Raw genomic sequence first — 18,276 nt, 5'->3', positions numbered from 1 at the left:
GGTCACCGCGTGCGCAGCGCGGTGGCCAGTTGGGCCCGTGACCGTACGTCGAGCTTCTGGTAGATGCGGGTCAGCCGGGCCTCGACGGTCTTGACGCTGAGGAACAGCTTGGCCGCGGCCTCCTGGTTGCTGGCACCCTGGCTGACGAGCAGCGCGAGGCGGGTCTCGGCGTCCGTCAGCGCCGCGGCCGCGGGGGCCAGGGCGCCGGCCCCGTCACCGGGTGCCGGCTCCCGCGCCAGTTCGATCCAGGGGCCGGCTCCGGCCCGCTCGAACACCTCGGCGGCGGCCCGGAGCGCCGCACGGGCCGGTGCCCGGCGTCGGCGGCGGCGCTCCACCCGGGCGAGGGCGAGCAGCGTACGGCCCCGTTCCAGCGGCAGCCGCAGGGCTTCGAAGCGTTCCGCCGTGTCCTGCAGGAGGCGGACGGCGGCGTCCGCGTCACCCTGGGCGGACAGGCACAGCGCGCCGGCCCGGTCGAGGGCGGCGACGACACCGGTACGGCCGAGCCCGAGGGCGACCGCACGGACGGGCCCGATCAGGTCGGCCGCCTCGCCGGGCGCGTCGGCGGCGATCAGGGCCTCGGCGAGTTCCCCGTGCCAGCGCAGGATCGACGGGTCCACCACCTGCTGGGCGGCCTCCAGTTCGGCGACGCGGCGCAGGGTGGCGACCGCCTTCGCCGCCTCCCCCGTGGCCAGTTCGACGAGTCCCAGGGCGTGCAGGCTGCGGGAGAGGAAGACCTGGTCCTGTTCCTCCTGGGAGGCCTGGATGCCGCGACGTGCGTAGCCCTCGGCGCGCGCGAAGCTGCCGCCCATGGTCTCGGCCGTCGCCGCGACGTACCAGGCGGGGCCGGGCGAGAGCCCCGCCTCGATGGTCAGTTCCAGGGCGCGGCGGGCGTGGGCCGAGGCGGATTCGCACCGGCCGCTGCGCAGTTCCACCTCGGTGAGGCTGCGCAGGACCTCGAAGACGTCCTCGGCGGAACCGGTGCGCTGGACGGCCGGCAGCAGCACCATCAGCTGGCGGCGTGCGTCGTCGAGGCGGTCGTCGAAGAGGGCGTGCCGGACGGCGAGGTACTGCGGCGCGTTGCGCATGCCCAGCGGCACCGCGGGCGCGGGCAGGGCGAGCGCCTCGGCCAGGATCTCCTCGGCGCCCGCGTCTCCGAGGATGCGGCCCATGCGGGCCCGTACGGTCAGGGCCATGGCTTCGGCGGTCTGGTCCCCGCCGAGTGCCGCGAGGGTGCCGGCCTCGGCCGCGGCGTCCCGGGAGCGCACGGGGTCGCCGTCGCTGAGGTTGTGCTTCCAGGCGACCCGGAGCTGGACGGCGGCCTGCAGCGCGGGGTCCCCGGCGGCGTCGTCCATGGCGTACGCGAAGGTCTCGTCGAGGGCTCCGAGGGCCTGGCCGGCGGCGTCGATGACGGCGAGCCGGGCCCGCACCCGGTCGGCGGGCGAGGCGTCGCGGGCCAGGACGGCCCGGGTGGCGCGGCGGGCGAGGTCTGCGCGGCCGGCCCAGCCGGCGTCCTCGGCGGCGGTGACGAGGCGGGCCAGCTCCTCGTCGGCCAGCGAGGACGGTGTGCGTTCGGCGGCGAGCAGGCCCAGTTCGGCGGCGAGGGCCCGCTGGCCGCGGCTGCGGCAGACCGCGGCGGCCTCGGTGATCTCCGCGGCGAGCCACTGGTCGGGGGTGTCGACGGCCAGCGCCCGGTGGCGCACGGCCTGGACGGGGTCGTCGACGGCGGCGGCCAGTGCCGCGTGCCCGGCGGCGCGTTCGGGCCAGCCGGCGTCGGCGGCGAGCGCGGTGGGCAGGGCGCCGGCGGTGAACTCGACGGTGCCGTCCTCGCCGACCCGGACCAGCGCGGCCCGTTCCGCCTCGGCCAGCTCGGCCTCGGCGTCGGGGCGGCCGGCCCGCCGCAGCAGGGAGATGGTGGGGCGTGAGGCGAGGGCGGCGAGCAGCAGGGTGCGCCGGGCCTGGGCGGGGGCCCCGGCGAGGAGGCGGCGGGCGACCTCGCGCGCCTGCCCGGAGACGGGCAGGGGGTCGGCGTGGTGGGCGTTGCAGTCGCGGGCCTCGGCGGCTTCTGCGAGGGAGTGGCCGAGGGCGAGGGCGAGGCGCGGGTTTCCGCCGCTGGCCTGGTGGATGCGGCCGGCGAGGCGGGCGGGCAGCCCGTGGCGCAGGAGGAGTTCGGCGACCTCGTCGGCGCCGAGCGGGGGCACCCGTACGGCGGGGACGCCGGGGCCGCAGAGGGGTTCGCCGACCGGTGCTCCGCCTTGGACGCGTTCGGCGGCCAGCACCCGTACCCGGGGCGGGGTGAGGCGCAGGGCGAAGCGGAGCAGGTCGGTGCTCTCTGCGTCGAGCCACTGGGCGTTGTCGATGACGAGGAGGACGGGCTGGCGGGCGGCGAGGGTACGGAGCACCTCGACGACGGCCAGGCGCAGCGCGACGTGGTCGCGGCCGGCGCGGGGGGCGTCGGCCTCGCGGCGCAGGAGGGCGATGGCGGTGCGCTGGGGGCCGGAGAGCTGTTCCAGGGCGGCCGCGGGCACGGAGGCGAGGAGGGCGGCGGCGGAGGCCTCGGGTATCCATTGGTCGGCGGCCTCGGGAGCGAGGCACAGTACGCTCTCGCGGCGGGATTCGGCCGCGGCCGCGACGGCGCGGACCACCTCGGTCTTGCCCGCGCCGGCGGGTCCGGTCAGGAGCGCCCGGCCGTGCGCGGCCAGCGCGCGGTCGACCGCCTTGATCAGTTCTCCGTGTCCGACACTTGTGTCAGCGTGCCCCGTCGCCGCCACCACGCACAGCCACCAGCCTTCCGGTCCCCAGCTTCTGTGCCCTTCCTGTGAGAGGCGAGAATACGAGGTCGGACGGCTGGTGGAGCCGCATTGTGACGCAGAATTCAGTCACAGGACGCGGAAAACCCGGCGGACCTGCCGATACCCGGAGTATCGGCAGGCCCGGGGATTCATTGGTCCGTACTATCGCTCCGTCAGGAGGAGTTGGCGCGGACCCCGAGTCGGCGGGAACCGTCTCAGAAGGTGAGATTCCAGGAGTCGATCTTGCCGGTGTCGCCGCCGGCGTTGTCGTTGACCCGGAGCTTCCAGGTGCCGCCCGCGACCTCGGAGGAGGCGTTGACGGTGTAGACCTGGTTGATGTTGTCGGTGCTGCCGCCGGAGCGGTTGTGCAGCGTGTAGACGGAGCCGTCCGGGGCGACCAGGTCGACCTTCAGGTCACCGATGTAGGTGTGGACGATGTTCACGCCGACCTTGAGGGTGGCCGGGGCGTTGCCGGTCTTCCCGGTGACGGTGATCGGGCTCTCCACGGTGGTGTTGTCACCGATGGCGAAGTCCGTGGTGTTCTCCAGGGCCGGGGTGGACGGCGTCGAGGTCACGGCGGCGACGGTCGCGGCGGCGTCGGCGAGGCCGGTGCCGCAGCCGCCGGTGCAGGTGCCGGCGAGCGGACGGGCGTTGTTCTTGATCGCCGACTCGATCTGGGCCGGGGTCAGCGCGGAGTTCGCCGACTTCAGCAGGGCGGCGAGACCCGCGACGTGGGGGGCGGCCATGCTGGTGCCCTGGTAGGGCTTGTAGATCTCGGCGCCCGGGGTGGTGGTACCGGCGTTCAGGGTCGAGAGGATCGCGTTCTCGGGGGTGGTGACGGTGCCGGGCGTGTCGGTGGCGCGGCGGGTCTCACCGCCCGGGGCGGCGACATCGATGATCGCGCCGTAGTTGGAGTAGTACGAGCGGTCGCCGGCGCGGTTGCTGGCGGCGACGTTGATCACGTTGTTGCAGCTGGCGGGCGAGTAGCCGGCCGCGTCGGCGTTGCTGTTGCCGGCGGCGACGACGACGGTCGTGCCGCGGGCGACGGCCGCGTTGATCGCGTTCTGGTAGCTGGTGCCGCACGCGCCCGGGCCGCCGAGGCTCATGTTGATGACCTTGGCGGGGGTGGCGTTGGCCGGCACGCCGGCGACGGAGCCGCCGGAGGCCCAGGTGATGGCGTCGACGATGTCCGAGGTGGAACCGCCGCACTTGCCGAGCACGCGGACGTGCTGGATCTTCGCGCCGTAGGCGATGCCGGCGACGCCCTTGGAGTTGTTCGTGGCCGCGGCGATGGTGCCCGCGACGTGGGTGCCGTGCCAGGACGAGTTGCCGGCCTTGGAGCCGACGCCGCACTCGCCGTCGGTGGCGTTCCAGTCGCCCTCGTCGGCGGGGTTGGCGTCGCGGCCGCCGCCGTCACGGGCGTAGGCGGCGCTGCTGATGAAGTCGTAGCCGGCGACGGTGTTCGCCGCGAGGTCCGAGTGGGCGACGTAGCCGGTGTCGATCACGGCGACGGTGACGCCGGAGCCGGTGGTCTTGTCCCAGGCGGCCGGGACGTTCATGCCCGCGGTGGACTCGAAGAGGTCCCACTGCTTGGCGTACTCGGTGTCGTTCGGGGTCACGGCCGTGGCGTAGGCACGGGTGTCGGGCTCGACGTAGGCGACGTCCGGGTCGGCACGGAACTGGGCCATCACGTCGGCGGCCTCGGCGGGAGCGACGGTTCCGCCGAGGTTGACCAGCGCGGCACCGGTGCCCAGGCGGCGGTCGAACTTCGCCTTCTTGCCGGCCTTCTTGCCCTTGGCGGTGGCGTCGTCGGCGGCCGCGGTGTTGGAGCTGGCCTCGGTGGCGGACGGCTTGTAGCCGACGATGAGGTTCTCGACGGGCGCCGTCGGGGCGAGCGCTGCGGCCGGGGCCGAGGCGGGGCCCTCGGCGGCCACGGCCACGGAGGCGGTGGCCGTGGCGGTGCCGGCGAGCAGGGTGACGGACATGGCCACGACGGATATGAGCCTGCGTCTCGTTGCGTGCACGTGTTCCCTTTCGAGGGCCGTTCCGGGCAGACCGGAGCGGCCGGTCGGTGCAGTGTGGGGGTGGTTCCGGCGGCCGCGGGGCCGGGAGCGAGTTGGTCGGTCTCGCCCCGGCTGCCGCCGCACGCCACGTTGTCCCGGCCGCAACGGCGAGGCAGGGGCAACGGCGGTCCCGGCGCACTTCCCCGGCCGGTCGGCCTACACGCCATGTGGGGTTGGCGTGTGAACCGCCCGGCCTGGAGAAGATCGCCGGTGGGCAGACAGTAGGCAACGCGGGGATGAACTGGATACGGGGAAAACCCTTGTCCACCCCTGCGGCTCCCCCCGGGGGGTCCCTCAGCAGTGGGTGTGACCAGCATTTTTCCTGCGGGCGCCGGACATCGGCCGGCGCGGGGGCGGCCCGAGGGGCGGGGGTGCCGCCGGGCGCCCCCCGGCGCGCTCAGGGAACCGCGCCCGGGTATCTGCCGCTCAGGACTTCTGCGTGCACGGCCCGGCCCTCAGGACTCGCCGCGGTCCGGCGGGAAGAGCCTGCGGAAGTACGTCCAGCTCGTCTCGTTCGGTTCGCTCCACTTCTCCGGTGCGTGGGCGAACGCGGGGTGGTGGTCGGCGATGTACGCGCGGGTGCGCTCGGGGACCTGCTCGTAGGCGTCGAGCTTGCGGCCGCGGCAGTGGAACGTGAGGCCACCGGGGCGCGCACCCTGTTCCATCCACGGCAGCCACGGGGACATACGGGTCCAGGACATCGTCGCCGGGACGCTCACCCCGTCGGTGCTCAGTGCGGTCGCGGGTGCGAAGAACTGGAAGAGTTCCAGCGCCCGATAGGTGTCGTCGGCCGAGTTGTCCGGGTACTCCTCGACCGGCAGCGGCGAGGGGTAGGCGAGCGGGATCTCCAGACTGAAGCAGATCTGGTCGCCCAGTTCGGTCACGGGGACCGGGAAGGGGCGCCACTTCTGGTTGGCCGGGTCGTTCCAGACGTGGACCACGGGCTTGTCCTGCCAGGTCTCCATGATCTCCCGGGTGACCGGGTCCAGGTAGAACGCGGCCTCCCGGGACAGCAGCTGGTAGCCGCCGCCCTCCTCGTCGGCCACGAGGCGGGCGACGTTGAGCCCTTCGAAGCCGAAGACCCGCCGGTAGGGCTCGCCCGGTGCCCAGGAGTGGACGTCGCCGGTCCACCAGTAGGTGACCTCGCCGCCGTCGAGTCGGGCGCGGGTGCGGGCGAACGCGTGCAGGAGCTCGACGGGTGTCATACACCCACTGTGTCCGGTCGCCGCCCGGCCGGACAAGCGGCTCCACGGACAACCCGGGTTGCCTCACGGCCGGTTGTACCACCCGGTCGGCGCTGGTGACCGCTCCCCCCGGCCGGCCCCGTCCGGACCTACGAACGCGTGCGGCGACCGTCATGCGGATGCCCGGTTGACGGCGGGGTCGCCACCGGTAACCGTGACCGCCATGGGGAAAGAACGCCGACTGCTCACTCTGGTCATCTGCCTGGTCCTGGGCGGTGGGCTGACCGCCGCGGTGCTGGGCGCCACGCGCGCCGCCGGCCCGCACGCGGGGGCGGCGGCCGGCGCCCCGGCGCCGTCCGACTACGTGGACATACGCGACGTCCCACCCGCCCCCGCCCTCATTCCGGCCCGGCCCGCCGAGGCGGGCGACGGATCGCCGGGTTCGATGGCGGTGGATTGCGGACGCAACGAGGAACGGCACTACAACGAGGACAACCTCGTGGTCTCGCCCGGCCTGCGGGCCGGCGCGCACCACACGCACTCCTACGTGGGCAACCTGTCCGCGGACGCCATGTCCACCGAAGCCTCGCTGGCCGCAGCCGCCACGAGCTGCGCGGGCGGCGACCGGTCGACGTACTACTGGCCCGTCCTGCGCCGTCTGGACCGGCGGGGCACGCGTCCGCACGAGACGTCCGCGGGGCACGGGAACACGGGCGAGATCGTGCCCGAGGCCTCGGTCCGGGTGGAGTTCCGGGGCAACCCGGTCAGCAAGGTCGTGGCGATGCCGCCCTTCCTGCACGCGATGACGGGCGACGCGGTCGCCCTCACCGCGGGCGGCGACGCCCACGTCCGGGCCCGCTGGGGGTGCTCCGGCTCCCCCGACCGCTCCACCACCAGCTACCCGCGCTGCCCCGAGGGCGACCGCATCACCCGCAGCCTGATCTTCCCCAGCTGCTGGAACGGCCTCGACACCGCGAGCGCCGGGCACCGCTCGCACCTGCTGTTCCCCGGCGGCAACGGCGTCTGCCCCACGAACACCTTCCCCGTACCCGAACTGCGCGTCCGGCTCGCCTACGAGGTCCCCGCCGGGGTGACCGTCGCGATCGACTCCTTCCCCGAGCAGCGGCACAGCCCCAGGACGGACCACGCGATGTTCGTGAACGCGATGAGCGAGCGCCAGATGGCCGCGGTCGTCGACTGCCTCAACAAGGGCCGCGACTGCCGGACTTGAGCACCCACCGGTTCACGTGACGCAGGTCACATGAACCGGATCGGCCCCGCCGGCGTGTTCCGACCGCACCACGCAAGCGAGGAAGACGGAGAGGGTGAGATGGCCGGACCACTGTGGCCCCGCACTCGGCGGGGGTCGACCGATGAGGCACTGATCAAGTCGGTGTACGAGGAGCACGGCCACGCCCTGCTCGCGTACGCCACCCGGCTGACCGGGGACCGGGCCACCGCCGAGGACGTCGTACAGGAGACGCTGATACGTGCCTGGCGGCACTCCGAGGTCCTGGTCAACGGAAAGGGCTCGGTGCGCGGTTGGCTGCTCACCGTGGCCCGGAACATCATCACCGACCGGTACCGGGCCAGGGCCGCCCGGCCGCCGGAGGTGTCCGGTTCGTCGGCCGCTCCCCCGGTGGAGGCGGACCACGCCGACTCCGTGGTGGACAGCATGACGGTGCTGGGCGCCCTCGACCGGCTGTCCCCGGAACACCGGGACGTGCTGAAGGAGTTGTACTACCGGCAGCTCAGCGTGGCGGAGGCCGCCGACACGCTCGGCATCCCGGCGGGTACGGTCAAGTCGCGCTCGCACTACGCGCTCAAGGCCCTGCGCGACGTCTTCAGGGACGACGGCTTCCGGGAGAGCGGCACAAGAGACGGAAAACGATCGGGCAGGCCGCCCCAGCAGCCGGCCGGACTGCGTGAGGTGGTGGCATGAACCGGCAGCGGCACGAGGAGGAACTGCTCGGCCCGTACGTGCTCGGCGTCCTGGACGCCGAGGAGGTCCGCCGGGTCGAGGGACACATGAGCGGGTGCGTGCAGTGCCGGGAGGAGGTGGCCGCGTTGCGCGAGATGGAGGCGGCACTGGGCGAGGTGCCGGAAGAGGCGTTCCTCGACGGACCGCCGCAGGGAGGTGACCTGCTGCTTCAGCGCACCCTGCGGCAGATGCGGGGCGAGCGTGCCGGCGCCGCGCGCAGGCGGGCGGGGCTCACCGGGCTGGCCGTCGCGGCCTCGCTGGCCGCCGTGTTCTGGGCCGGTACGCAGCTGGGCGCGGGCGCTCCCGACCCCGTCGCACTGCCCGTGCCCCCGTCGCCGACCTCTTCGGCGGACCCCTCTCCCCCGCCCAAGGGGACCACGCTCCACTCCGCGACCGACGCGGGCACGGGTGCGCGGATGACGGTGCAGATGACGCCGGCCACCAAGTGGGTGCGGTTGCGGGCGGCCGTCACCGGAGTGCCGCCGGGCGAGCGCTGCCGCCTGATCGTGGTCTCCAAGGACGGCAAGCGCACGACAGCGGGCAGCTGGGTGGTGGGAAGCCAGGAGAACGGCGAGGCCAAGGGCGCCGGGCTGGACGGTTCGGCGGCCGTCGACCGGGCGGACGTCAAGGCCGTCGTGGTCGAGAACGAGGCAGGCCGGACGTTCGTGTCCGTGCCCGTGTGACGGTGACGGTCCCCGGGCGCACCGTGCCCGGGTGACCTCTTGGCGAACGTGACGGAGCCCGGGAGCATATCCAGCTCCCGGGCTCCTGTTTGCCACCCAATTGCGCACACCGGCACGTTTAAGAGTCGCGGATCATTCTTAGATCGACGTGTTCTGCCTTTGAACTACCGCGCCACGAGGAGAGGCGCAGAGGGGACTTGAACCCCCATCCATCGATGGTCGTCCACGCTCGGTCGATCCGGTGTTCGGCGGCGAATACTGAGACTGGAGCGAGAATCTGAGATTCACGGGGCCGCCTCTACCGGCTTGGCCCGCTTCGGCACGCGATCAACCTAGCAGCCGCTTGTCCGATCATTCACCCGGATTTCCGGCACCTGAGCCCGGTCCGGCAGTCGGCGCATGTCGCCCGGCGGGAGAGAGGAGTTGGCGGCCGCGGCCGCTGCGGTCCCCGGGTCCGGATCGTCGAGCAGTTCCACGGATCCGCGCCACGGGGAGCCGGGGGTCGCGTACGGCGGCGCTCCGCGTCCCCGCGTCCCCGCGTCCCGGGTGAGGCGGTCGAGGAGTGCGGGTTCCAGACCGGGGTCGCGCAGGGCCAGGCTCCTGCGCAGGGGGATCCGGGGAGTCGCCGAAGCGGGCGGCGAGCCCCGCCACGGGGAAGCCGGGCCGGGAACAGGTCGGGCAACGGGGAGTCCGGCTGCCGGTGGGACATGGGACCGGCCGCCAGCATGAGGGGGACGACCGGAGACGGGTCGTCGACCAGTCGGGCCCGCTGCTCGGGGTCGGCGTCGCCGTTCTCCGCGAAGGCCATCCGGACGCGGCGGTCCGAGTGGACCAGAACGGCCTCGATCACCTCCTGCGGCAGAACGGCGCGCCGCGCAACCTCTCGCCGCACGCGCTCGTCTTCGTGGCCGAGCAGCCGCAGCAGCACGTCCGCCGGTGCCGCCGTGTTGTGTGCCAGTGCACGCAGCAGCCCCGTCCGCCGGTCAGACACGTCCCGTTCTCCCCCGCCGCGCCGAAACGGGAAGCCTCACAAGGAAGCCCACAGGCGGACCGATCATCACATTGCGGTCCATGACATCCTGTGGCGTCACAACTCGCCGGGCGGATTCGGCGGACGTCCGGGATTTTGGGGAAGGTCGATGAGGCTCTGCTTCCTGGTGGAGGAGCACTACCGCCACGACGGTATGCCGAACGAGGTGATCGGACAGCTGACCGCGTGGGGGCACCGCGTCGACGTCGTGCGGCCGGGCGGCTCGCTGCTGCGCATGACCGAGGCGGTCGAAGCGGGTGCCCACGACGCCTGGGTGCTCAAGACGGTGTCGGGCGGCCCGGGGCTGCCCCTCCTCGAAGCCGCAGCCGCGGCCGGGCTGACCACCGTCAACGACGCCCGCTCGATCCGGGGCGTACGGGACAAGGCGCTGGCCGCGGCCATCGGCCGCGGGCGCGGACTCCCGCTGCCGCCCACGTACGCGGTCGCCCGCCCCGAGCTGCTCAGGGAGGTACCGGCGGGCGAGTACCCCCTCGTCGTCAAGCCCGCCGACGGCAGCTCAGGGCGGGCCGTGCACCTGGTGTCCTCGCCCGGATGCCTGGAGACGCTGCTGCCCGCGCTCGCGGGCGAGGGCATGCTCATCGCCCAGCCGTACGTACCCAACTCGGGTACGGACACCAAGGTGTACGCGGTCGGCGGGGAGCTGTTCGCGACCGAGCGCTGCTCCCCGCTGCACCCGGACCCCTCGGTGCGCGAGCGCCGGGTGCCGCTGTCGGCGGAGGTGGCGGCGATCGCCGCCCAGGTGGGCGCGGTCTACGGGCTGGACCTGTACGGGGTGGACGTGCTGCTGGGTCCCGACGGGCCGGTGGTCGTCGACGTCAACGACTTCCCCAGCTTCCGCCAAGTCCCGGACGCGGCGGCGCGGGTGGCCCGCGCCGTACTGGGGCTGGCCCGGGCCGGGGGCCCCGCGGCGGTGGCGGCGCCCGTGGCGCTCCCGTACTCCCTCCCCCTGTCGATCCCCTCACAGGCGCAGGCGCTGGCGCAGGCGCCGATCGCCGCCGGTGCGGGTGACGCCGTATGAGAATCGGCCTGATCACCCCGGAACCGGGGCATCCGCTGCTCGCGGACACCACCGCCCTGCTCACTGCGGAGCACGAGGTGGAAGCGCTCGATCCGGGCACCCTCGGGGACGTACCCCTGCCCTTGGCCGATGTGTACCTGCTGAAGTCGCGGACGCCGACTGCGCTGGGACTCGCACGTGATCTGGAGCGGCGCGGGGCCCCGGTGATCAACACGGCGGCGGCCACCGCCCTGTGCCAGGACCGGACGGAGATGGCCGCACTCGCCCTGCGGGCCGGGCTGCCCTTCGCCGCGACCCGTACCGTCGGCGCCCTGGGGGTGTGGGCGCGGCAGGCGCGGCCGTCGGCGCCCCTGGTGGTCAAGAGCCGGCTCAGCCGGCGCGGCGACCTGGTCGCCCGAGCCGACGACTCCGTCCGACTGCGGGAGTTGGCCCGGCTCTGGCCACAGGAGCCCGTCGTGGTGCAGGAGTACGCGCCCAACAACGGCTGGGACCACAAGCTGTGGGCCATCGGCGACCGGGTCTTCTCGGCACTGCGCCGCTCCGAGCTCTCCCCCGGTGGGCGCGGCCCAACCCACCCGCTGGGCCTGGAGGAACTGCCCGCCGGATGGGCCGACCTGGTGCGCCGGGTCGGAACGGTGTTCGCGCTGGACGTCTACGGCGTGGACATCATCGACACCGGCGGCGGGGCGCCGCTGATCGTCGACGTCAATGCCTTCCCCGGCATCCGCGGCCAGTCCGGCGCGCCGGAAGCCCTCGCCGCCCTGGCGCTGCGCCGGGCAACGGCCTCGGCGTGCCCCTGAGGCGGCTCTCCGGCAGATCCGGACGGGGGAATGCGGGCGCCGCGACGCCCGCGGCCCGGTGTCGCGGCGCGGCCGGGCGGCGGGCGCGGTGAGGATCGGGGCATGGGCATCGTCCTACCGGTCCTCTTCGCGCTGTTCGCGGCCTTCAGCAACGCGCTGGCCACCGTGCTCCAGCGGCGGGCGGCGCTCACCGTGCCGCAGAGCGAGGGCTTCCGCTTCGGTCTGGTCCTGGACCTGCTGCGCCGGCCCGTGTGGGTCGCGGGCATCCTGGCGGTGATCGCGGCCGGGGCCGGGCAGGCAGCGGCGCTGGCCACGGGCGCGCTGGCCCTCGTGCAGCCTTTGTTCGTACTGGAGCTGCCACTGGCCCTGCTGATCGCGTCCCTGCTGACGCGGCAACGGCTGCCGGGGGCGCTGTGGCTGGCCGTGGCGGGGGTGGTGGCGGGGCTCGGGGTCGCGATGGTGGCCGCCTCGCCCGCGGGCAACCGCACCGACGTGCCCGCCGAGCGGTGGGTGGTGGCGCTGCCGGCCTGCGCGGTGATCGTCGCACTGCTCGCCGTCGCCGGTCTGCGACGCCAGCCCGGCCGTTCGCGGGCCGGCTGCCTCGGCGCGGCCACCGCCGTCTGCTACGCGCTCACGGCCGCCCTGATGAAGTCCTCCGTGCACGTCCTCGACGACCACGGCATCGGCGCGTTCCTGACCACCTGGGAGACGTACGCCTTCGGCGCGAGCGGCATCTGCGCCCTGCTGCTGCTCGAACACGCCATGCAGGGCGGCCCGCTGGTCGCCTCGCAGCCCGCGCTGACCCTCGGCGACGCGGGCATCAGCATCGCGCTGGGGGTGGTGCTGTACGAGGAACACCTCCGGTCGGGCTGGTGGTTGCTCCCCCAGCTGCTGGGCGTGGCCCTCGTCTGCGCCGGGGTGTTCGCCCTGGCCCGGGCGGGCGAGGGCGCGCCCTAGGTGTATTGGCCCGTAGGGGGGCCGCGAACCGGTCGTGGGGGCCGCCGCAGGCGGACGGACGGCGGCGTGTCCCGGTGGCCGGGCCGCCGGCCGGCGACGCCCGGGCCCCTTGACCGGGCACGTGGTCCCCGACCGCGCCGAAGCGAACGCGGGGGTGCTGCGCCCGCCTGTACGGCTGCGGCGGACCAGGGTGCCGGCGCCGTTGGGACGGGTGCGGAGTTCGGTGGCGCGCGCCGCGTCGGATGCCGAGGCCCTGCCCACGCGGTCGCGGCGCGGGGCCCGCTGCCGGCGGCTCGGCGGCGCCGGGCACCGGCGTCGTGCCGGAGGCGGCCGGGCGGCCCGTAGGATCGCCCCCTCGGACGGACGGGCCGTGCGGGGAGGGTGGGTGGTGGGTGTGGGTACCAGGGGCAGAGTTCTGGGTGCCGTCGCCGGGGCGCTGGCCGCGGCCCTGACACTGGGCGGCTGTTCGGGCGAGCAGACTGGGGCGAAGCCGGCCTCGCCGGCTCCCGCCTCGACGCCCGCGACGGCCCCGCCGGCTCCCTCCCCCTCGGAGCCGGAGACCGGGCAGCCGTCCGCCGCCGCCTCGACGCCGGCCGCGGAGCCGAGGCCTTCGGCCACCGGCGGGCCGGCGCCGAGGCGGACCCCGGCGGGTTCGTCGGCCGTCCCGCAGAATCCCAACCGGGGCCCGAACCCGCCGCCGGCGCCGGACCGGCCGCCGCTGCCCACGTGGAAGCCGACGCCGTTCGACCCGAAGGACCCCTCGATCCCGAACTACACGGTGCCGCCGCCCATGCGGTGACAGACGGGCCCGGTCCCGTCCGGAGAGCGGCGCCGGCCGGCCGTGGGACGGGCCCCGCGTTCGTCCTCCGGTGTCGCGCCCAGGGACGGCCTCTGCACGCACGCCGAGAGCACGACCGCGTCCGCGTCGGACTACTCCAGCGCCCGTGCGAGGCCCGGCAGGCGGGCCGGGTCGTGGGCGACGAGTCGAGGTTGTCCCGGATCTCCAGGGCTTCGTAGTCGACTACCTCGATGCCCTCGTAGGTGAGGTGGTCCACGACGGTCCGCGTGAGCGGCCGCATGTAGGGCGCCAGCAGGGCGATCTTGCGGGCGCCGATGGTGTGCGGCCCGTGGACGAGGGCTCCGGCGCTGGTGACGACGGGGGCGGGGGCGCCGTTCTCGGCGGTCCGCCCGTGCAGGCGCCGCTCGGAGGTGCGCTGGTAGCCGAGGCCCATGCTCATGATGGCGACCAGTCAGGCGTAGCCGAGTGCGTCGACCCGGGAGTTCACCGCCCAGTTCGGACGTCGTCAGCTGGACGATCAGCAGCCCGCGGCCACTCTCGGACTCCGGGTCGACCTGCGTGCGGGGGGCCGGCAGCCGCGGCAGGTCGGCCCCCGGTCGGCGACGTCGAGCCGCAGCCAGCCGGCACCGAGGGCGACCCCGACCCGCACGCGGCCGGCACCCGCGTGGCGGACGGCGTTGCCGACGAGCTCACCGACGGCCAGCAGCAGGACGTCCGCGGTGTCGACCGGGACCGCCCAGGCTTCCAGCGTGGCGCACACACGGGCCCTGGCCTGCGGAACGCTCGCGACGTCCGGGTCCGCGACCCAGTGGACGAAGCGCCGGATCGCGGGAATCGCGGATGTGCCGGTGGTGGTGAACATGACGTGCTCCCGGAGGGGAAGGCGGCGCGACTACACGCGACTCGTGTTACCGGCATGGAATTCGGACCATTTCTGGGCTTGTCATCAGCGGAAACGCGTCGCTAGAGTCCTGATTACACGTGTAACACGCTACGCCTCCCCCGGCTGCTCGCGCAATGCATTTCGGACAAACGGCGCGAAGCCTGCGACTGCCCCGCCGGGACCCACCGATTTGGAAGGGCCGCAATGACGCAATCTCCTCCGACCGCGTTCGACATCGCCGACATGACCTGGCCTCCCCCGCCGTACCGGCCCCCGGTACCACCCGTGACGGGCGCGGACGGTGTGCGCCACTTCGACGGGATCACCTACGCGACGACGCCCGGCTACCGCCCCCGGCTGCTCGACGTCCAGGTGCCGGCCGGCGAGGGGCCGTTCCCCGCGGTCGTCTGGATCCACGGCGGCGGCTGGCTGGACGGCGACCGCCGCTACCCGCCGCCGACCGTGCCGGCCGCCCTGCTGCACGGAGCGGTCCTGGCGGCCGGGCTCGCACTCGTCTCCATCGACTACCGGCACAGCCTGGAGGCGCCCTTCCCGGCCCAGTTGCACGACGTGAAGGCCGCGCTCCGCTACGTCCGCGCCTTCGCCGGGGACCTCGGCATCGATCCGGACCGGATCGGCGTCTGGGGCGAGTCCGCGGGCGGCCACCTGGCCGCGCTCGCCGGTCTCACCGGCCCCGCCGGTGGGGGTGGCGCGGGCGGTGCGGAGGGCCCGGGCGACGCGGAGGGCGCGGCCGGTGCGGACGTGGCCGGTGCGGGCACCGTCGGTACGGGCGCCGTCGCGCTGGAGGGCACGGAGGGCGTCGGTTCCGGGGAGACCGGTGTCCTCGCGGTGGTCGACTGGTACGGCGTCTGCGACCTGGTGGCCCTGGCCGCCCACCCCATGCCGCCGATGCCGTCCGGTGTGGAGCTCCCCGACCCCTACGAGGCCCTGCTCGGGGCCTCCGTGGCCGACCGCCCGGATCTGGCGCGGGCCGCGAGTCCGGTCACCTACACCGACGGCTCGAACCCGCAACCGCCCTTCCTGCTGGTGCACGGGACCCGCGACGGCCTGGTGCCGTACAGCCAGAGCGAGGCCCTCGCCGCCGCCCTGAAGGGCGCCGGGGGCGAGGTCACCCTCCAGCCGGTGGAGGGCGCGGACCACATCTTCCTCGGCTCCCCGGACATCGCGTCGATCGTCGGGGACAGCGTCGCCTTCCTGGCCCGCCACCTCGGCGCGGGCGTCTGACAGCCGGCCCCCGCCCCGGACCCGCTCCCGTTCCCCGCGGGGGCCGCGCCGGCAGTCGCCCCCGCGTCCCCCGCGTCTCCGCGTCCACGCGGGCCCCGGACTTGACCCGGTCGCGCTCCCCGCCGGAGCCGCTGCCCGGCCGTGATCGGCCTCCCCCATCTCCCGGGTCGCGTCCGTCGGTCAACGTCTCGCGGGCCCCTGCCGGCCGCATCCACACCCTCGCGCCAGAGAAGGGTCACGAGCCTGCCGAAGTTGCGCGGGATCAGTCCGGCGAAGGGCTGTCCAGGACGGCACCGACGCCGTGATCACACCAGCACCGCTGGGACATCTCAGTTGCAGACGTCGGTGGTTCCGACTGACCCTCGCGCGTTCGACGATCCGAGGGAGAACGACGTGGGGCTGACCCTGCTCCCGGGAGACGAAGACACCACAGTCCCGGCGTGGGCTGGTCCTGCCGCGGCTTCGCCGCGTTCCGGCGGCAGCCGGCGCGAGCCGCGGGTCTCGACGAAATGTGGGGGGGCGGGAAGCCACCATGGAATGATGTCTCTACCTCGCTCGAACCACTCCTCGATCGCCCGACGACGGTGGAGGCGACCTCGCGCCCACCGAATGCACCGCACTCCTCCCCCGGCTCAAGGCGATCGTCGGCCATCGGCACAATGAGGTCGGCGTTCCTGGGGCACACATCGATGCGGCCCGACAGCTGACGGTCACCTTGTGGTTCTGCGCCGCGAAGGACATCGAACTACTCGTCCTTTGATGTCCGCTGATCCGAGGCTGCTCCTCCCGCTCCCGCAGCTACGGGACAGCCTTGCGGCGGGTTTGCGGACTAGAGCTCGGCGATGACCGGGTAGTGGCGGCGGAGTTCGTCGAGCACGCGCTCGTCGGCAGCCCTGACGTCCCACAACGAGCTGTCCACCTCCGTCAGGACGACGGCCGGGCCGTCCTCGGCGAACCCGCGCGCCTCGGCGTCGATCAGCTGGAGGGACGGCGTGGTCAGCGACAGCAACGTCAACGTGTCCATGCCGGCCCCTACGGACCGTCGCTCCATCTCGGGCACGCGCGGATCCACGCACTCGTCCACCTCGACGCGCCACGTCAGCCCCAGTCCGAAGCTGCCGAGCCGGACCAGCAGTTCGGCGAGGGTCACGTAGTGGCCGCCCTGCCAGGCGCGGAAGGTGATCCCCTTCATCGGCCCCACCTTCCCAGGGCCCTCACCCCTGCGCGTCACGGGACGCCCGGGTCAGGCAGAAGGGGAGGCCGGCCGGATCGGCGAAGACCCGCCACCGCTCCCCGCCGGGCTGATGCGCCGGCTTGCTCGCGCCCAGTTCCAGGAGCAGCGCCTCGGCCTCGTCGAGGTCGTCGACCTCGAAGTCGAGATGGGCCTGCTGCGGCACGGCTCCGCCGGGCCAGGACGGGGCCCTGTGGTCGTCGACCCGCTGGAAGCCGATGAAGAGTCCGTCCTCGCCGGTGAGGCCGGCGAACTCGCCGTCGGACGCGGGGTGCGGGTCCAGCCCGGTTGCCTGCCGGTAGAACGCGGCCAGGGCCTCGGGGTCGGCGCAGTCGAGCGTTATCGCCGTCAGCTTCAGCCGCGGGGGCATGCCACTCACTCCTTGCGATCCGTCACAGGGGCCGTCCGTCACCCTCCGGGTGCGGACCCACGTGGCGCCACCGTAGTGATCACCGGCTCGGCCCGCGACCGAATTGCGCCCATGGCCTCGTCCACCACCCAGTGCCGCGTCGGCCAACGTCTGCCCAGCCGTACACGGTCCGAGCATGGCCGCGGCCGCCGGTCACCGGGGCAGCCATTGCCTAGGAGGTCTGGCGGGGGACCAGAACGGCTTCCACGGCCGGTACCGGCGCCGCCGTCCCCGTCTCGACCAGCTCGTGCACGGCCTCGGCGATCCGGGCGGCCGACGGCAGTTCCAGCCGCACCGTGGTGAGCGCGGGCTGTTGGAGTGCGGAGAGCACCAGGTCGTCGCAGCCGACGATGGCGACGTCGTCCGGTACGGCGATGTCCTCGGCCTGGAAGGCGTGGAGCACCAGCGCGGCGTACTCGTCGTTGTAGGCGAACACGGCGTCCAGGCCGAGGTTCGGCCAGCGCCGGGCGAGATCGCGGGCGGACTCCCGGGTGTAGGCCAGCTCCAGCGGGGTGACGGTGGCCGGGTGCCGGGCCGCCACCGACTCGGCGCCCGCGAGGCGGGGCTCGGCCAGGGTGCCGAGGCCCCGTTCCTGGGGCATGACCACGCCGATCCGGGTCCGGCCGCGGGCGATGAGGTGCTCGGCCGCCGTGGCGCCGATGCGGGTGTGGTCGAAGCCGATGGTGTGCGCGCCCTCGACGGGGTGGGCGGCGAAGGCCAGCAGGCCCCGGACCCCGGCCCGGGTCAGCAGGTCGGCCGCCTGGGCGGTGAAACGGTCTCCGTCCAGGGCGACGACGGCCGCCGGGCGCAGTTCGGCCCAGGCCCGGGCGGCGTCGACGGGGTCGGTGAAGCGGCCCGCGTGGAGCACGGCCGTATAGCCGAGGCGGTCGAGTTCGCTGTGCAGGTCGTCGACCCAGTCGCTGACCAGGCGGCCCACGGCGGAGATCGACGCGGGCATCAGGACGAGGTTGCTGCGGCCGGCGCGCAGCGAGCGGGCGGCGGCGTGCGGTACGTAGCCCAGCTGCTTGGCCGCGTCGAGCACTCGGGCGCGGGTGTTCGCACTGACCCGGTGGCCCTGGGTGTCGTTGAGGACGAAGGAGACCGTGGCGCGCGACACCCCGGCGAGGCGGGCCACATCGGCGCTGGTGATCGATGCGGGGACGTGTGGGTCTTTGGCCATGAC

Annotated in this window: 14 protein-coding genes; 7 read left to right on the top strand and 7 right to left on the bottom strand. The window is 74.0% G+C overall.

Annotated elements, in window-relative coordinates:
* Window positions 1-2: 2 nt before the first annotated feature.
* The 3 genes from ACZ3X1_RS23470 to ACZ3X1_RS23460 all read right to left on the bottom strand — a co-directional run bounded on the left by ACZ3X1_RS23470 (window position 3) and on the right by ACZ3X1_RS23460 (window position 6,057).
* The gene (locus ACZ3X1_RS23470; RefSeq protein ID WP_390078692.1) at window positions 3-2,771 is read right to left on the bottom strand and encodes a helix-turn-helix transcriptional regulator; all 2,769 of its coding nucleotides are present in this window, start codon (window positions 2,769-2,771) and stop codon (window positions 3-5) included.
* Window positions 2,772-3,004: 233 nt separating this feature from the next.
* Complete coding sequence (locus ACZ3X1_RS23465) at window positions 3,005-4,774, bottom strand: S8 family peptidase (RefSeq protein WP_467280944.1); 1,770 nt, start codon at window positions 4,772-4,774, stop codon at window positions 3,005-3,007.
* Window positions 4,775-5,307: 533 nt separating this feature from the next.
* Window positions 5,308-6,057: a DUF1838 family protein gene (locus ACZ3X1_RS23460; RefSeq protein WP_356815964.1), complete on the bottom strand. Its 750-nt coding sequence runs from the start codon at window positions 6,055-6,057 to the stop codon at window positions 5,308-5,310.
* A gap of 202 nt (window positions 6,058-6,259) precedes the next feature.
* On the opposite strand from ACZ3X1_RS23460, the gene ACZ3X1_RS23455 reads away from it, so the two are divergent.
* The 6 genes from ACZ3X1_RS23455 to ACZ3X1_RS23430 all read left to right on the top strand — a co-directional run bounded on the left by ACZ3X1_RS23455 (window position 6,260) and on the right by ACZ3X1_RS23430 (window position 12,526).
* Entirely contained in the window at window positions 6,260-7,267 is a 1,008-nt protein-coding gene (locus tag ACZ3X1_RS23455) for a DUF1996 domain-containing protein (RefSeq protein WP_467280839.1), read from the top strand.
* A 99-nt stretch (window positions 7,268-7,366) separates the two neighbouring features.
* Window positions 7,367-7,978, top strand: coding sequence for a sigma-70 family RNA polymerase sigma factor (locus tag ACZ3X1_RS23450; RefSeq protein WP_030654329.1), 612 nt, complete (start codon window positions 7,367-7,369; stop codon window positions 7,976-7,978).
* Window positions 7,975-8,700: a zf-HC2 domain-containing protein gene (locus ACZ3X1_RS23445; protein WP_356815921.1), complete on the top strand. Its 726-nt coding sequence runs from the start codon at window positions 7,975-7,977 to the stop codon at window positions 8,698-8,700. The genes ACZ3X1_RS23450 and ACZ3X1_RS23445 overlap by 4 nt, the downstream gene beginning before the upstream one ends.
* A 1,139-nt stretch (window positions 8,701-9,839) precedes the next feature.
* The gene (locus tag ACZ3X1_RS23440) at window positions 9,840-10,769 is read left to right on the top strand and encodes an ATP-grasp domain-containing protein (protein ID WP_467280838.1); all 930 of its coding nucleotides are present in this window, start codon (window positions 9,840-9,842) and stop codon (window positions 10,767-10,769) included.
* The gene (locus tag ACZ3X1_RS23435; RefSeq protein ID WP_467280837.1) at window positions 10,766-11,569 is read left to right on the top strand and encodes an ATP-grasp domain-containing protein; all 804 of its coding nucleotides are present in this window, start codon (window positions 10,766-10,768) and stop codon (window positions 11,567-11,569) included. Before ACZ3X1_RS23440 ends, ACZ3X1_RS23435 begins: the two co-directional genes overlap by 4 nt.
* 102 nt (window positions 11,570-11,671) lie before the next feature.
* A complete protein-coding gene (locus ACZ3X1_RS23430; RefSeq protein ID WP_467280836.1) occupies window positions 11,672-12,526 on the top strand; it encodes a DMT family transporter in 855 nt (284 codons plus the stop codon).
* Window positions 12,527-13,842: 1,316 nt separating this feature from the next.
* Here the strand turns inward: ACZ3X1_RS23430 and ACZ3X1_RS23425 are convergent.
* Window positions 13,843-14,187, bottom strand: coding sequence for an ATP-binding protein (locus ACZ3X1_RS23425; RefSeq protein ID WP_467280835.1), 345 nt, complete (start codon window positions 14,185-14,187; stop codon window positions 13,843-13,845).
* A 225-nt stretch (window positions 14,188-14,412) separates the two neighbouring features.
* On the opposite strand from ACZ3X1_RS23425, the gene ACZ3X1_RS23420 reads away from it, so the two are divergent.
* Window positions 14,413-15,453, top strand: coding sequence for an alpha/beta hydrolase fold domain-containing protein (locus ACZ3X1_RS23420; RefSeq protein ID WP_467280834.1), 1,041 nt, complete (start codon window positions 14,413-14,415; stop codon window positions 15,451-15,453).
* A gap of 829 nt (window positions 15,454-16,282) precedes the next feature.
* On the opposite strand, the gene ACZ3X1_RS23415 is transcribed toward ACZ3X1_RS23420, so the two are convergent.
* The 3 genes from ACZ3X1_RS23415 to ACZ3X1_RS23405 form a co-directional block, all read right to left on the bottom strand.
* Window positions 16,283-16,645: a hypothetical protein gene (locus tag ACZ3X1_RS23415; RefSeq protein WP_356814405.1), complete on the bottom strand. Its 363-nt coding sequence runs from the start codon at window positions 16,643-16,645 to the stop codon at window positions 16,283-16,285.
* Between the two features lie 22 nt (window positions 16,646-16,667).
* A complete protein-coding gene (locus ACZ3X1_RS23410; RefSeq protein ID WP_467280833.1) occupies window positions 16,668-17,054 on the bottom strand; it encodes a VOC family protein in 387 nt (128 codons plus the stop codon).
* A gap of 211 nt (window positions 17,055-17,265) precedes the next feature.
* Window positions 17,266-18,273 (bottom strand): LacI family DNA-binding transcriptional regulator, encoded by a 1,008-nt coding sequence (locus tag ACZ3X1_RS23405; protein ID WP_467280832.1) that lies wholly within the window; start codon window positions 18,271-18,273, stop codon window positions 17,266-17,268.
* Between the last annotated feature and the right edge of the window lie 3 nt (window positions 18,274-18,276).

The sequence above is a fragment of the Streptomyces sp. NPDC023541 genome (genome assembly GCF_055559995.1).
The sequence above is the reverse complement of the archived record's forward strand: the minus strand, read 5'-3'. Positions and strand labels throughout refer to the sequence as shown.